General features: G+C 69.1%; 13 protein-coding genes. 3 read left to right on the top strand and 10 right to left on the bottom strand.

Annotation, left to right across the window (positions count from 1 at the left end; translation table 11 throughout):
* Positions 1-10 precede the first annotated feature (10 nt).
* Positions 11-2326, bottom strand: a complete 2316-nt coding sequence (gene metE, locus ACFCYE_RS13580; protein ID WP_376179510.1) for a 5-methyltetrahydropteroyltriglutamate--homocysteine S-methyltransferase — start codon at positions 2324-2326, stop codon at positions 11-13.
* A gap of 22 nt (positions 2327-2348) precedes the next feature.
* Positions 2349-3299 (bottom strand): methylenetetrahydrofolate reductase, encoded by a 951-nt coding sequence (locus ACFCYE_RS13575; RefSeq protein ID WP_376179509.1) that lies wholly within the window; start codon positions 3297-3299, stop codon positions 2349-2351.
* 189 nt (positions 3300-3488) lie between these two features.
* Between ACFCYE_RS13575 and ACFCYE_RS13570 the strand changes: the two genes are divergently transcribed.
* Complete coding sequence (locus ACFCYE_RS13570) at positions 3489-5354, top strand: prolyl oligopeptidase family serine peptidase (protein WP_376179508.1); 1866 nt, start codon at positions 3489-3491, stop codon at positions 5352-5354.
* A 35-nt stretch (positions 5355-5389) separates the two neighbouring features.
* Here the strand turns inward: ACFCYE_RS13570 and smpB are convergent, their stop codons facing one another.
* The 3 genes from smpB to ftsE are packed head-to-tail and all read right to left on the bottom strand — an operon-like array spanning position 5390 to position 7857.
* A complete protein-coding gene (gene smpB, locus ACFCYE_RS13565) occupies positions 5390-5866 on the bottom strand; it encodes an SsrA-binding protein SmpB (protein WP_376179506.1) in 477 nt (158 codons plus the stop codon).
* A 51-nt stretch (positions 5867-5917) separates the two neighbouring features.
* Positions 5918-6832, bottom strand: a complete 915-nt coding sequence (gene ftsX / locus ACFCYE_RS13560) for a permease-like cell division protein FtsX (protein WP_376179505.1) — start codon at positions 6830-6832, stop codon at positions 5918-5920.
* Positions 6829-7857, bottom strand: coding sequence for a cell division ATP-binding protein FtsE (gene ftsE, locus ACFCYE_RS13555; RefSeq protein ID WP_376179504.1), 1029 nt, complete (start codon positions 7855-7857; stop codon positions 6829-6831). Before ftsE ends, ftsX begins: the two co-directional genes overlap by 4 nt.
* 175 nt (positions 7858-8032) lie before the next feature.
* Between ftsE and ACFCYE_RS13550 the strand changes: the two genes are divergently transcribed.
* The gene (locus tag ACFCYE_RS13550) at positions 8033-8839 is read left to right on the top strand and encodes a DUF2510 domain-containing protein (protein WP_376179502.1); all 807 of its coding nucleotides are present in this window, start codon (positions 8033-8035) and stop codon (positions 8837-8839) included.
* 62 nt (positions 8840-8901) lie between these two features.
* Here the strand turns inward: ACFCYE_RS13550 and prfB are convergent, their stop codons facing one another.
* Positions 8902-10011 carry a peptide chain release factor 2 gene (gene prfB, locus ACFCYE_RS13545; RefSeq protein ID WP_376179501.1) on the bottom strand — a complete coding sequence of 370 codons (1110 nt, stop codon included), beginning with the start codon at positions 10009-10011 and terminating at the stop codon, positions 8902-8904.
* A 70-nt stretch (positions 10012-10081) separates the two neighbouring features.
* Between prfB and ACFCYE_RS13540 the strand changes: the two genes are divergently transcribed.
* Positions 10082-11335 carry an MFS transporter gene (locus ACFCYE_RS13540; RefSeq protein WP_376179499.1) on the top strand — a complete coding sequence of 418 codons (1254 nt, stop codon included), beginning with the start codon at positions 10082-10084 and terminating at the stop codon, positions 11333-11335.
* A gap of 49 nt (positions 11336-11384) precedes the next feature.
* Here ACFCYE_RS13540 and ACFCYE_RS13535 read toward each other — a convergent pair whose 3' ends face one another.
* Genes ACFCYE_RS13535 through ACFCYE_RS13520 form a run of 4 tightly spaced genes read right to left on the bottom strand, consistent with a single transcriptional unit; the run spans position 11385 to position 12831 of the window.
* Complete coding sequence (locus tag ACFCYE_RS13535; RefSeq protein WP_376179497.1) at positions 11385-11810, bottom strand: hypothetical protein; 426 nt, start codon at positions 11808-11810, stop codon at positions 11385-11387.
* On the bottom strand, positions 11807-12241 hold the full coding sequence (locus ACFCYE_RS13530; RefSeq protein ID WP_376179496.1) for a TadE family protein: 435 nt from the start codon (positions 12239-12241) through the stop codon (positions 11807-11809). The genes ACFCYE_RS13535 and ACFCYE_RS13530 overlap by 4 nt, the downstream gene beginning before the upstream one ends.
* Positions 12231-12629 carry a TadE/TadG family type IV pilus assembly protein gene (locus tag ACFCYE_RS13525; RefSeq protein WP_376179494.1) on the bottom strand — a complete coding sequence of 133 codons (399 nt, stop codon included), beginning with the start codon at positions 12627-12629 and terminating at the stop codon, positions 12231-12233. Before ACFCYE_RS13525 ends, ACFCYE_RS13530 begins: the two co-directional genes overlap by 11 nt.
* Before the next feature lie 4 nt (positions 12630-12633).
* Positions 12634-12831, bottom strand: coding sequence for a hypothetical protein (locus tag ACFCYE_RS13520; protein WP_376179493.1), 198 nt, complete (start codon positions 12829-12831; stop codon positions 12634-12636).
* Positions 12832-12861: the final 30 nt, after the last annotated feature.

The following is a 12861-nucleotide window of genomic DNA, read 5'->3' as shown; positions in this document are numbered from 1 at the left end:
GTCGACCGGATCAGACGGCGACAGACACGTCCTCGCGGACGCGACGGGTGGCCTCGACGATGTTGCGCAGTGACGCGGTGGTCTCGTCGTATCCGCGGGTCTTCAGACCGCAGTCCGGGTTGACCCACAGCTGGCGGTTCGGAATCTCCGCCGCCGCACGGCGCAGGAGCGCCTCGATCTCGTCCGTGGACGGAACGCGCGGCGAGTGGATGTCGTACACTCCGGGGCCGATGCCGTGGTCGAAGCCGACCGCGGAGATGTCGTCGACGACGTCCATCCGGCTGCGCGCCGCCTCGATCGAGGTCACATCGGCGTCGAGAGCGCGGATCGCGTCGATCACGACGCCGAACTCCGAGTAGCAGAGGTGCGTGTGGATCTGGGTCGCCGCGACGGCACCGCCGGTGGCCAGGCGGAACGAGTCCACCGACCACTTCAGGTACGCCGGCTGATCGGCCTGCTTGAGCGGCAGCAGCTCGCGCAGCGCCGGCTCGTCGACCTGGATGATCTCGATGCCGGCGGACTCGAGGTCGGTGATCTCCTCACGCAGCGCGAGCGCGACCTGGTTGGCCGTCTCCCCCAGCGGCTGGTCGTCGCGGACGAACGACCAGGCCAGAATCGTGACAGGTCCGGTCAGCATGCCCTTCATGTGCTTGGACGTGCGGCCCTGCGCGTACGTCGACCAATCCACCGTGATGGGGGCGGGTCGTGACACGTCGCCCCAGAGGATCGACGGGCGGGTCGCGCGCGATCCGTACGACTGCACCCAGCCGTTCTCCGTCACGGCGAAGCCGTCCAGGTTCTCGGCGAAGTACTGGACCATGTCATTGCGCTCGGGCTCGCCGTGCACGAGGACGTCGAGGCCGAGCTCCTCCTGCAGAGCCACGACGCTGTCGATCTCGGCCCGTAGGAACTCCTCGTACTCCGCCTCGGTGATCTCGCCGCGCGTGAAGCGCGCGCGGGCACGGCGGATGTCGCCGGTCTGCGGGAACGAGCCGATCGTCGTCAGAGGAAGTGCCGGAAGGCCGAGCGCCTCTTCCTGCGCGGCCTCGCGCTCCGCGTACGAGGCGCGCGAGAAGTCGGCATCCGACAGCGTCCGTGCGCGGACGGCGCCGTCGCGCACGCCGGGGGCCGACAGACGGTCGGCGAGCGCAGCGGACGCCTCGTCGAGCTCGGACCGGATGGCGTCGCGACCCTCGTTCAGGCCGCGCGCCAGCGTCACGACCTGCGCGACCTTCTGGTCGGCGAAGGCGAGCCACGAGACCAGGCGCTCGTCGAGCTTGGACTCGTCCGCCACGTCGTGCGGCAGGTGCAGCAACGAGGTCGAGCTGGAAGCCGCGACCTGTGCCGCCCCGAGCCCGCGCAGCGCCTCGAGCTTGTCGAAGGCCGCAGCGAGGTCGCCGCGCCAGATGTTGTGTCCGTCGATCACACCGCCGACGAGGACCTTGTCCGCGAGGCCCTCCGCCCCCGCGGGGACGGAGCCGCGGACCAGGTCCACCGCGATCGCCTCGACGGGCGCCGCTGCGAGAACCGGGAAGACGGCGTCGAGCGCGGCGTACGGGGCGGCGATGAGGATGGCCGGGCGCTCGGTCGCGCCGCCGAGCACGGCGAGCGACCGCTCCGCCGCGGCGGAGAGCTGCTCGGTCGAGGCGGGAAGCGATTCGCTGACCAGCGCCGGCTCGTCGATCTGCACCCACTCGGCACCGGCCGCGCGCAGACGGGCGAGGAGTGCGACGTACACGGGAAGAACGTCCTCGAGGCGGGACAGCGGGTCGAAGCCCTCCGGCGCGTCGTCGGATGCTTTCGCGAGTGCGAGCAGCGTCACAGGACCCACGATCACCGGGCGGGTGACGAACCCGGCCGCTGCGGCCTCGGCGAACTCGCGGACGATGCGGTCGCTGGAAAGCGAGAACACCGTCTCCGGTCCGATCTCAGGCACGAGGTAGTGGTAGTTGGAATCGAACCACTTCGTCATCTCCAGCGGAGCGCGGTCGCCCTCGCCGCGGGCGACCGTGAAGTACGCGGGCAGGCCGATCGTCCCGTCGGCGGAACGCAGACCCTCGAAACGCGCGGGGATCGCGCCGACGGTGATGGCGGCATCCAGAACCTGGTCGTAGTACGAGAAGGACTCGGGGATCGCGGAGTCCGTGCGGCCCAGTCCCAGCGACGCGAGACGCTCGCGGGTCGCGGCGCGCAGGTCGGCGCTGGTCGCCTCGAGCGCCTGCTCGTCGATCCGGCCGGCCCAGAACGCCTCGACGGCCTTCTTCAGCTCGCGGCGGCGCCCGATGCGCGGGTAGCCGAGGATGGTTCCCTCGGGAAATGCAGTCATGGTGGGTCCTTTCAGGAGGGGTCTAGTGATGAAGAGCGGGGAGGATGTCGGCCGACTCGAGGACGTCGAGGACCGTCTCGTGCTGGTTGAACGCGTACAGGTGCACACCGGGTGCGCCGCCGGCGACGACCTCGCGCGCGAGCCCGGCCGCCCAGTCGACGCCGATCCGCCTGCGCCCTTCTGCCGTCGGTTCGACCTCGAGCGCCACCTGCAGTTCGCCGGGGATCTCCTCGCCGGTGAGCTCCAGCACGCGGGACAGCCGCGCGGGTGACGTGATCGGCATGATTCCCGGCAGGATCGGGATCGTGACGCCCGCGCGGCGCGCGCGCTCCACGAACGCGAGATAGTCGTCCGCGTGGAAGAACAACTGCGTGATCGCGAATGTCGCGCCTGCCGCCTGCTTGGCCAGCAGCGCCTCGACGTCCTGCGTGCGATGCGTCGATCGCGGGTGCCCCTTCGGGAAAGCGGCGACGGCGATGCTCACCTTGCGGCGCGGGGCGACCCGAGCGGCCCCAGGAAGCCCCGGAACCGGCGTCTCCTCGTACGGCGCGCGCTCGGCCTGGACCCGGTCGATGAGCTGCACGAGCTGCGCCGCGCTCTCCAGGTCGCCGAGGAACGGCTCGGTCTGGCCCGTCGGCGGATCGCCTCGCAGGGCGAGGAAGCTGCGGATGCCGGCATCCAGGAACTCGCGGATGAGCTGCGTGGCCCCGGCGTAGGTGTTGCCGACGCACGTGAGGTGCGCGAGCGGTTCGACCTCGGTGGTCGCGCGGATGTACCGCAGCACCTCGAGAGATCGTCCGCCCGTCGAGCCGCCGGCCCCGTAAGTCACCGAGAGGAACGCGGGCCCGGCTGCGGCCAGACGGCGAACCGTCTCGTGCAGCGCGTCCTCGCTGGACGGCGAGCGCGGCGGGTAGAGCTCGAAGGAGAACGGCACGCGCGAGGCACCGGCGGTGGTGGAGTCCTCGGAGGACATGTTTCTCTCCTGCTGACAGGGCGGACACGGGGCGGCTGCGAAGAGCGCTGCGCTTCGCAAGCGGATGCCGGGCTCGGCTGTCGCTCCACGCTCCAGGTGAACGGGGCGTTTCCACGAACGTAAGGCACGCCGCGACGCCGGCGCATCTCTGTGACGCCATGTGTCAGTTCGCTCTCGTAGGCTCGGAGCATGCCCCAGCCGTTCGGTTCCTGGCCCTCTCCCTTCCATGCCGCCGATATCGCGTCATCCGCACCTCGCCTCGACGGCGCGCGCTTCGTCGGCGACGAGATCTGGTGGGGCGAGTCGGTGCCGGCCGAGGGCGGCCGCATCACGGTGCGCAGCTCGACCGGCGCCGAGGTGCTGCCCGCGCCGTGGAGCGCCCGCTCGCGCGTGCACGAGTACGGCGGGGGCGCCTGGACGGCGGGGGCCGACGGCATCCTCTACTTCGTCGAAGCCCGCGGCCAGCGGGTCCACCGGCTCGCTCCCGGCGGTGAGCCCGAGCCGCTGACGGCACCGGGCCCTGCGCACGGAGGGCTGCGCCTGCAGGACGGTCGGCTGCTCGCCGTCCGCGAGGACCTCACGGCCGATCCGCATCAGCGCGCGATCGTGGAGATCCCGACCGACGGCTCAGCCGCCGACGATCCGACGGCCGTCATCGTGCATGCGCAGGGTCCCGGTTTCTTCGCACACCCCGCCCTGTCCCCCGACGGCTCACGGATCGCCTGGGTGCAGTGGAACGGAGATCGGATGCCGTGGGAGAGCGCCCAGATCGGCATCGCACGGGTCGGCGGCGGCGAGGCGAACGTGCTGCCGACACGAGCCGCGCTGCAGCCGGAATGGGTCGACGACGACGAGCTGCTGTACTCGGACATCCCGGACGACCGCTGGACGCTGCACCGCATCGGTATCGACGGCGTGACTCCACGCGGTCCTCGGGTGCCCATCGCGCCTGTCGATGCCGACACCGGCTACGGCCTCTGGGTCCTCGGCAACCGCTGGTATCAACCGCTGGCCGACGGGCGCATCGTCGCCGTCCGCACGAACGGCCGCGATGAGGTGGTCGTGATCGGCGGGGACGGCGACGCCCGCGCGATCGAGGTGCCCTGCGACGGGCACGTCAGCATCGACGACATCGCGGGCGCTCGGATGCTCATCACCGGAACCGGCTCGACGGTCGCACCCGGCCTGTGGTCGGTCGACCTCGACTCGGGCGCCATCACGGCGATCTCCGGCGGCGGCCCCGTGAACTCCGACTGGATGCCGCCGGCGCAGCGGATCGTCGTCGACGGCGCGCATGGGCCGGTGCACGCGTTCGCCTACGCACCCGCGAACCCGGAGATGACCGGCCCCGTCGGCGGACTGCCTCCGTATGTCGTGTTCGTGCACGGCGGTCCGACCGCCCACGTCACGGGAGCCGCCTCGGCCGGGATCGCGTTCTACACCAGCCGGGGCATCGGCGTCCTGGATGTCAACTACGGCGGTTCGACCGGGTACGGACGCGCGTACCGGGAGCGCTTGGACGGGAAATGGGGCCTCGTCGATGTCGACGACGTGCTCGCGGCAGCCCGTGGGCTCGCCGAGGCAGGGCTCGCCGACGCCGAGCGGATCGCGATCCGCGGAAGCTCGGCGGGGGGCTGGACCGTGCTCAGCGCTCTCGTACGCGGCGGTGCGTTCAGCGCCGGGATCAGCCGGTACGGCGTCACCGACCTGCGTGCTCTCGCCGCGGATACCCATGACTTCGAGAAGGAGTATCTGAACGGTCTCGTCGGCCCACTGCCGGAGTCCGAGTCCGTCTACATCGAGCGGTCGCCACTGACGAACGCGGATCGGATCGACGTTCCTGTGCTGCTCCTGCAGGGCGAAGACGACCCGGTCGTCCCTCCGTCGCAGTCCGAGGCGATCCGCGATGCGCTCGCACAGCGCGGGATCGACCACGAGTACGTCGTCTACCCCGGCGAGGGACACGGCTTCCGCAGCGCGTCGACGATCGTCGACGCGCTGGAACGCGAACTGGCGTTCCTCGGGCGTGCGTTCGGATTCGAGCCGAGGCCGTAGCGTTCGTTCGACGCAGGCGAGCCTGCGTCGGGTCGTTATTCGCCCACGCGGTTGCGCAGACGCATCGCGCGCTCGGCCTCGCGAGTGTCCTGGCGCTCGCGCAGGGTCTGTCGTTTGTCGAACTCGCGCTTTCCCTTGGCAAGGGCGATCTCGATCTTCGCCCGGCCGTCGGAGAAGTACAGCTTCAGCGGGATCAGCGTGTAGCCACCGGCCGATACCGCGTGCTGCAGCTTCGCGATCTCTTCGCGGTGCAGCAGCAGCTTGCGGATCCGCTTGGCGGAATGGTTGGTCCAATGCCCCTGGGAGTACTCCGGAATGTGCACGGCATCGAGGAAGGCTTCGTTCCCCTTGATGAACGCGTAGCCGTCGGAGAGGTTCGCACGCCCCTGGCGCAGCGACTTCACCTCGGTGCCGGTGAGCACGAGTCCCGCCTCGTACGACTTCTCGATGTTGTAGTCGTGACGTGCGCGACGATTGGTCGCGACGACCTTCTCCCCGCGTTCCCTGGGCATGGTGCTCTCCTGATTCCGTGTCGTGCGGGCGCACGACAGCCTGTCAGCCTATCAGGTGCGCAACCAACGACGAATCGCGAAGCCTGCCGACAGCGCCGCCAGCACGACGCCGATCACGATGAGAATCGGCACGACGAACGCGGCATCCTGCATGGTGACCCAGGTGGTGATCGATGGCACCCGACCTCGGAGATAGCCGTCGACGCCGAAGTGCATCCCGGCGAGCACCGCGGCGCTCGCGAGCACCGATCCGAGGAACGCCGCGAACACGCCCTCGAGCACGAACGGAGTCTGGATGACACGGTTCGATGCACCCACCAATCGCATGATGCCGATCTCCTTGCGTCTGGCGTAGGCCGACAATCGGATCGTGGTCGCGATGAGCAGCACGGCGGCGATGAGCATGAGCGCGGCGATGCCGACGGCGATGTACGTCGCCACCGTCAGCGCGGAGAACAGCGGGTCGAGGTACTTCAGCTGATCGACGACCTCTTCGACACCCTGCACGCCCGTGAACGACTCCGCGATCACGCGGGACTGCGCCGGGTCCTTCAACGTCACCCAGAAGCTCTGCTGCATCTGGTCCTCGGTGAGCACGCTGGCCTGCTCCTCACCGACCAGCTCGATCAGGTTGGCGTAGGCCTCGGCCTTGTCCTCGAAGCGCACGCTGCCGATCAGCGGGGACAGCGCATCTCCGTCGAGTTCACCCGCCACCACGTCCAGTTGCTCCTGCGTGGCCTCACCGTCCACGCAGGTGTCGGTCTCGGACACCGGTGAGCACATGTACACGGCGACCTGCGCGCGCTCGGACCAGTAGGCCCGCATCGTGGAGATCTGCTCCTGCATGAGGATCGCGGCACCGACGAACGTCAGCGAGACGAAGGTCACCAGCACGACGGAGATCACCATCGAGGCGTTGCGCCGCAGACCCACCAGGGCCTCGGTCAGGATGAGTCCGACCCTCATGTCGTCGGCCCCACTTCGTCGTCGTCCCTGTCCACGAGCCCGAGACGATCGGCCACCCCCACCTCGGCGATGTCGACCTCCGGCGGGACGATCGGATGCGTCCGCCGCGGAGCCGGATCGGATGCTTCAGACGCCGCGTCGGTCGGAACCGGTGACTCGACCGGTGCGGTCAGGACGGGTCCGGTGCTCGATCGGTTCTTCGCCTCGCGCATGCGCGCCAGGGTCACGGCATCCAGCGGCGGAATCGATGCCGTCTCGCGCTGGACCTCCTGCACGGCTGTGAGCGCAGCGGCTGCCGCAGCACCGAGCTCCTGCTTCGGAGTGAGCATCGGGATCGCCGAGGTGTCGCCGTAACCGCCATGGACCTCGTCGCGGACCATCTCGCCGTCGCGCAGTTCGATCACGCGGCGCTGCATCTGGTCGACGAACCCCGCCTCGTGCGTCGCCATGAGCACAGTCGTGCCGCCGGCATTGATACGGGCGAGCAGCTGCATGATCCCGACCGAGGTGGCCGGGTCGAGGTTTCCGGTCGGCTCATCCGCCAGCAGGATCTGCGGGCGGTTGACGATCGCGCGGGCGATGGCGACGCGCTGCTGCTCGCCGCCGGACAGCTCATGGGGCATCCGCTTCTGCTTGCCGTCGAGGCCGACCAGCGCAAGCGCCTCGGGCACGGCCTGCTGGATGAATCCACGGGATGACCCGGTGACCTGCAGCGTGAACGCGACGTTCTGATACACCGTCTTCGACGGCAGCAGGCGGAAGTCCTGGAACACCGAGCCGATGTGACGGCGGAAGTACGGCACCTTGCGGTTCGCCAGCGAACGGAGGTCGCGGCCCAGCACGGCGACGCGGCCGGTGGACGGGACCTCTTCCCGCAGAATGAGCCGCAGGCAGGTCGACTTGCCGGAGCCCGAAGCGCCGACGAGGAAGACGAACTCCCCGCGTTGCACTTCGAAGTCGACCCCGGACAGAGCAGGGCGCTTGGTGCCCCGGTAGCGTTTGGTGACGTTCTCGAACCGAATCATGGCGGTACGAGCCTAAGCGCGCCTGCGGCGCTGCTCGCGAGCGACACCCCACCTGCGGGGCAGAGGTGCCCCTCACGGATGTCTCACGGGGCTGGTATAGATGAGAGGGGACGCCGGAGGGGTGCGTCCTGCGCCCGTGCCGCGCACAGCAACGGTGCGAGAACTCGAGGACATCATGAGCACACCTGCCGGTTGGTACGACGACGGTTCGGGTCGACAGCGTTGGTGGGACGGCACGAAGTGGACGGAGCACTTCGCGCCGGAGGTCACCGCCACGGGTGCGACTTCCGCGTCGACCGTGGCCGACGATGCGAGCGTCCCGCCGTACGCCTCGGCCAGTGCTCCCGGCTCGCCTGCGGGGTCGACGCCGTATTCCGCCGCTGCACCTGCCGGACCTGCGGGATCGCCCCTGAAGCCGAAACCGCACGTTCTCGCGTGGATCGCGCTCGGCGTCGCGGCGCTCGGATTCATCCTGGCCTGCATCCCGGCGACCGTGATCGTCGGGCTGATCCTGCTCCCGATCGGGCTGATCCTCTCGATCGTGGCGCTGTTCATGAAGGGCGCGAAGTGGCCGGCCATCACCGGTCTCATCCTGGCCGTCGTCGGCGGGATCATCGGCACGATCGTGCTGATCGTCACGATCGTCGCTGTGGGCGTGCAGGCGTTCGACGAGATCGCCGATGCGACCTCCACATCGGCACCGCAGGACGGGTCAGACGACGCGGCCGCTTCTGGCCCGCGGCCCACCGTCGACGAGGTCGAGGACGCGATCGAGGCGTACATCGACGCCAGCGGCGCAGAGGGCTCCTTCAGCGACGCGCAGATCACCTGTTTCGCCGAGGCGTTCGTGGCGTCCGACACCGATGACGCGACTCTGCGCGCCATGGTCGAGGCCGACGGAGACTTCACGGACTTGGGCGCGGCAGAGACTTTCACGACTCTGCTCGGGGAGCACACCGCGACGTGCGCCCTCGCCGAGTGATCCTCTGACAGACAGGAAGACGGCCCCGGTGAAGCACCGGGGCCGTCTTCGTGCGCGTCGGATCAGTCGTCGTCGCGGCGCTTGCGCCAGCGGATGCCTGCGGAGATGAACCCGTCCAGGTCGCCATCGAACACGGATGCCGGGTTGCCCGACTCATAGCCGGTGCGCAGGTCCTTGACGAGCTGCTGGCCGTAGAGGAAGTACGAGCGCATCTGGTCGCCCCAGCTCGCGGTGATGTTACCCGCGAGCTCTTTCTTCTTCGCCGCTTCCTGTTCCTTCTGCAGCAGCAGCAGGCGGGTCTGCAGGACGCGCATCGCGGCCGCGCGGTTCTGGATCTGGGACTTCTCGTTCTGCATCGACACGACGATGCCGGTGGGCAGGTGGGTGATGCGCACGGCGGAGTCGGTCGTGTTGACGGACTGGCCGCCGGGGCCGGAGGAACGGAACACGTCGACGCGGATGTCGTTCTCGGGGATGTCGACCTCCGTGGCCTCCTCCATCAGAGGGATGACCTCGACAGCGGCGAACGACGTCTGACGCTTGTCGGCGGAACCGAACGGACTGATGCGCGCGAGGCGATGCGTGCCGGCCTCGACCGAGACGGTGCCGAAGGCATAGGGCGCATCGATCTCGAACGTTGCGGACTTGATACCCGCCCCCTCGGCGTAGGACGTATCCATGACCTTGACCGGGTACTTGTGCCGCTCCGCCCAGCGCAGATACATGCGCATGAGCATCTCGGCGAAATCGGTGGCGTCATCGCCACCGGCGCCGGAACGGATCGTGATGATCGCGCTGCGCTCGTCGTATTCGCCGTCCAGCAGCGTCTGCACCTCGAGCTGGTTGATGAGCTCGGTGAGCGCGGTGAGCTCGCTGCGCGCTTCGAGCGCGGACTCCTCGTCGCCCATCTCGTTCGCGAGGTCGATGAGCACCTCGAGATCGTCGAGCCGCTGCGCGATGCCGGTGATGCGCGCGAGCTCGGACTGGCGGTGGCTGAGTGCGCTGGTCACCTTCTGAGCGCGCTCGGTGTCGTCCCAGAGGTCGGGCGCACCGGCCTCTTCGCTGAGTCGCGCGATTTCGTCGCGGAGACGGGAGACATCGACGACCTCGCTGATGTCGCCGAAGGTTTGCCTGAGCGCCTGGATTTCGGCGGAAAGATCGAGTTCGAGCATGACACCCCAGCCTATCCTGCTTCGCGGAGCGGCGAGAGGTCGATGCGCTCACGAGTAGAGTGGCGGCGAGATGAGCAACGCATCGACGGTCCTGAGGAGCTTCGGGCCGATGGTGTACCTGCCGACCATCCTGTTCTCGCTCGGCGAGGGCGCCGTTCTGCCGCTGATCCCCGTGATCGCCGCGAACATGGGCGCCGATGTCGCCTCGGCCGCGCTGGTCGCGTCGGCCCTCGTGGTGGGTCAGCTGTGCGGGAACCTTCCTGCCGGTTGGGCCGTCGCCCGCATCGGCGAGCGGTTCACGATGGTGTTCGCTGGTCTGATCTCGATGCTGGCCGTCGTGGGGATGATCTTCGCCCCTGTGATCGGCGTCTTCGCGGCCGCGGTGTTCCTCCTCGGGTTCTGCGCTGCTGCGTTCGGGCTCGCCAGACACGCATTCATGACGACGCGCGTGCCCATCGCGTTCCGCGCCCGCGCGCTGTCGCTGCTCGGTGGCAGCTTCCGTCTCGGGATCTTCATCGGCCCGTTCGTCACGGCGGCGCTCCTGCAGCTGTTCGGTGACGAGACGGCTGCGATCTGGTTCTTCCTGGCGTGCCTCGCCGTCATGGTCGTCCTCGTCCTGTTCGGTCCGGATCCCGAGAGGACCACTCCCCCGGCCATGAACGGGACGTTCACGGAGGACACCGGTGAGGCCGTGTCCGGATCGATCCCGACGATCCAGCGGCCCGGGATCTTCCGCACCATGTGGCACCACCGCGGCGTGCACGGCCGGCTCGGGCTCGCTGCGGCATCCCTGTCGGCCGTCCGTTCCGCCCGCCAGGTCGTCCTGCCGTTGTGGGGCGTCTCGCTGGGGCTGGATGCCCAGACGATCGCACTCGTCGTCGGTGTCTCGGGGGCCATCGACTTCGCGTTGTTCTACGCCAGCGGCCAGGTCATGGATCGGTTCGGCAGGCTCTGGGCCGCCATGCCGGCGATGGTGCTGATGGGCAGCGGATTCATCGTGCTCTCGTTCACCCACGACGGGGATGCCGCGGTGCTCTGGTTCGGGATGTGCGCGGCCGTACTGGGAGTCGGAAACGGCCTGTCCAGTGGGATTCTGCTCACGCTGGGTGCCGATGTCGCGCCCAAGGGCGAGCCGGCCGCCTTCCTGGGATCCTGGCGCACACTGACGGATGCCGGTGGCGCCGTCGCTCCGCTCCTCGTCTCGGGCGTGACGGCTCTCGCGTCACTGCCGGTCGCGGCCGGACTCATGGGCGTGGTCGGCTTCATCGGTGCGCTGGGGTTCCTGCGCTGGATCCCCCGGTTCAGCCCTCGCTCGCGCGACTGAACCCACATGGGCTCGTCGGCATCGGCGCGTCGGCATCGGCGCGTCGACGTCACTGCAGCGCGGTGCGGCTCGTCGCCGACGCCTCCAGCGCCACTCCGTCCGGCACGAACGGCGAGAACAGCGGCGGATGCCATACCGCCGCGACGGTGACCTGCGCGGTCACGCCGTCCGGCGCCACGGCCGACACGAGTGCCGCGTCCCCCGGTACGGCAGAGACGACCGCCGCAGCCTGTTCGTACACCCCGGCGTCGCTCAGCACCGCCCGCACGGATTCACCGTCGATGACGAGGCTGAATCCGTCGGATCCGGCGAGAGCCGCGGCATCCGCCAGGGAATCGAGACGTTTCTGGGCGATGTACAGGTCGGTCGCGCACACGCACGCGAAGACGACCGCGATGGCGAGCACGGCATAGCCGAGCATGAGCGGAAGGATGCTGCCGTCATCGTCCGCCATCCGCTCGCGCAGGGTCGTCATCCGGACCCCCAGACTCTGGACATCTTCTGCGCGGCCACGGCCTCGACGGGGATCGCGGCGACTCTGTCGAGCCCGAACACCTGCGGGACGAACGGAAGCGACACCCGGGTCGACACGGTCACGACGACGGTCGCACCAGGCGCAGGACACGAGGCGGATGCCGGAGTGCAGGCGATGGAGACCTGCACGGATGCCGGATCCATGCCGTACTCCTCGATCACGCCGGTGAGGATCGCATCGCCGCGAGCGGCGGCCGCCACGGCATCCGGCGCCTGACCCATGGCGCGCGCCGTGTGGCGGGCAGCCGCCTCGGCGCCGAGGGTCTGCTCCTGCACGGCGCCGAGTGTGAGGACGAGGTACACGAGCGGGACGAGCAGAATCACGCCGACGACGATGAACTCGAGGGCGGCGGATCCGTCGTCATCGCGCACCCAACGACTCCATCGGTGCATCCGCCTCCACCTCCAGCCCGAACGGGATCCCGATCAGTCCGAGCACCGGCAACGCCGTGCGCACGCGAACGGTGACGACTTCATGACCGGGCTCGGCGCGTGTGCTCACAGTGATGTCCTCGGCGAAGTCGCTGCCGACCGCGGTCGTGATGACGTCGGCGGTGCGAGCGGCGCCGTCTTCGAGTGCCGTGTCGGCGAGCGCGGCGTAGTGCGCGCCCTCGACCGCGGCGTCGTGCACGACGTTGCGGACGTACATCGCCAGTCCGAGCTGCAGCACCGCGAGCGTGAGCACCGTGAGGATCGAGCCGACGAGCACGAACTCGACGGGACTGGACCCGTCCTCGTCGCGCACGATCCGGCGGAGCACGGGCTCAGATCCCGGAGACTCGCGCGATCGCCTGCTCGAACAGCGATGTCAGGGCGGGCCCCGCCACGGCCCAGATCAGCACGACCAGACCAGCAGTCATCAGCGTCACGAGCACCCAGCCGGGCACATCCCCGGTCTCGTCCTCGATGAGCGCACGGGTCTGCCCCGCGAGTCGGGCTCGCCACTGTCGGAGTCGGTTCATGTCTGTTCCTTTCGTAGGGGTCGGGGAATC

Origin of the sequence: Microbacterium sp. NPDC056234, from assembly GCF_042267585.1 — a bacterium.
In the GTDB taxonomy this organism is placed as follows: domain Bacteria; phylum Actinomycetota; class Actinomycetes; order Actinomycetales; family Microbacteriaceae; genus Microbacterium.
The sequence above is the reverse complement of the archived record's forward strand: the minus strand, read 5'-3'. Positions and strand labels throughout refer to the sequence as shown.

Bases quoted from the DNA above. Each gene is read 5' to 3' on its own strand.
- metE (WP_376179510.1), bottom strand. From the start codon at position 2,326: ATGACTGCATTTCCCGAGGGAACCATCCTCGGCTACCCGCGCATCGGG.
- ACFCYE_RS13575 (WP_376179509.1), bottom strand. From the start codon at position 3,299: ATGTCCTCCGAGGACTCCACCACCGCCGGTGCCTCGCGCGTGCCGTTC.
- ACFCYE_RS13570 (WP_376179508.1), top strand. From the start codon at position 3,489: ATGCCCCAGCCGTTCGGTTCCTGGCCCTCTCCCTTCCATGCCGCCGAT.
- smpB (WP_376179506.1), bottom strand. From the start codon at position 5,866: ATGCCCAGGGAACGCGGGGAGAAGGTCGTCGCGACCAATCGTCGCGCA.
- ftsX (WP_376179505.1), bottom strand. From the start codon at position 6,832: ATGAGGGTCGGACTCATCCTGACCGAGGCCCTGGTGGGTCTGCGGCGC.
- ftsE (WP_376179504.1), bottom strand. From the start codon at position 7,857: ATGATTCGGTTCGAGAACGTCACCAAACGCTACCGGGGCACCAAGCGC.
- ACFCYE_RS13550 (WP_376179502.1), top strand. From the start codon at position 8,033: ATGAGCACACCTGCCGGTTGGTACGACGACGGTTCGGGTCGACAGCGT.
- prfB (WP_376179501.1), bottom strand. From the start codon at position 10,011: ATGCTCGAACTCGATCTTTCCGCCGAAATCCAGGCGCTCAGGCAAACC.
- ACFCYE_RS13540 (WP_376179499.1), top strand. From the start codon at position 10,082: ATGAGCAACGCATCGACGGTCCTGAGGAGCTTCGGGCCGATGGTGTAC.
- ACFCYE_RS13535 (WP_376179497.1), bottom strand. From the start codon at position 11,810: ATGACGACCCTGCGCGAGCGGATGGCGGACGATGACGGCAGCATCCTT.
- ACFCYE_RS13520 (WP_376179493.1), bottom strand. From the start codon at position 12,831: ATGAACCGACTCCGACAGTGGCGAGCCCGACTCGCGGGGCAGACCCGT.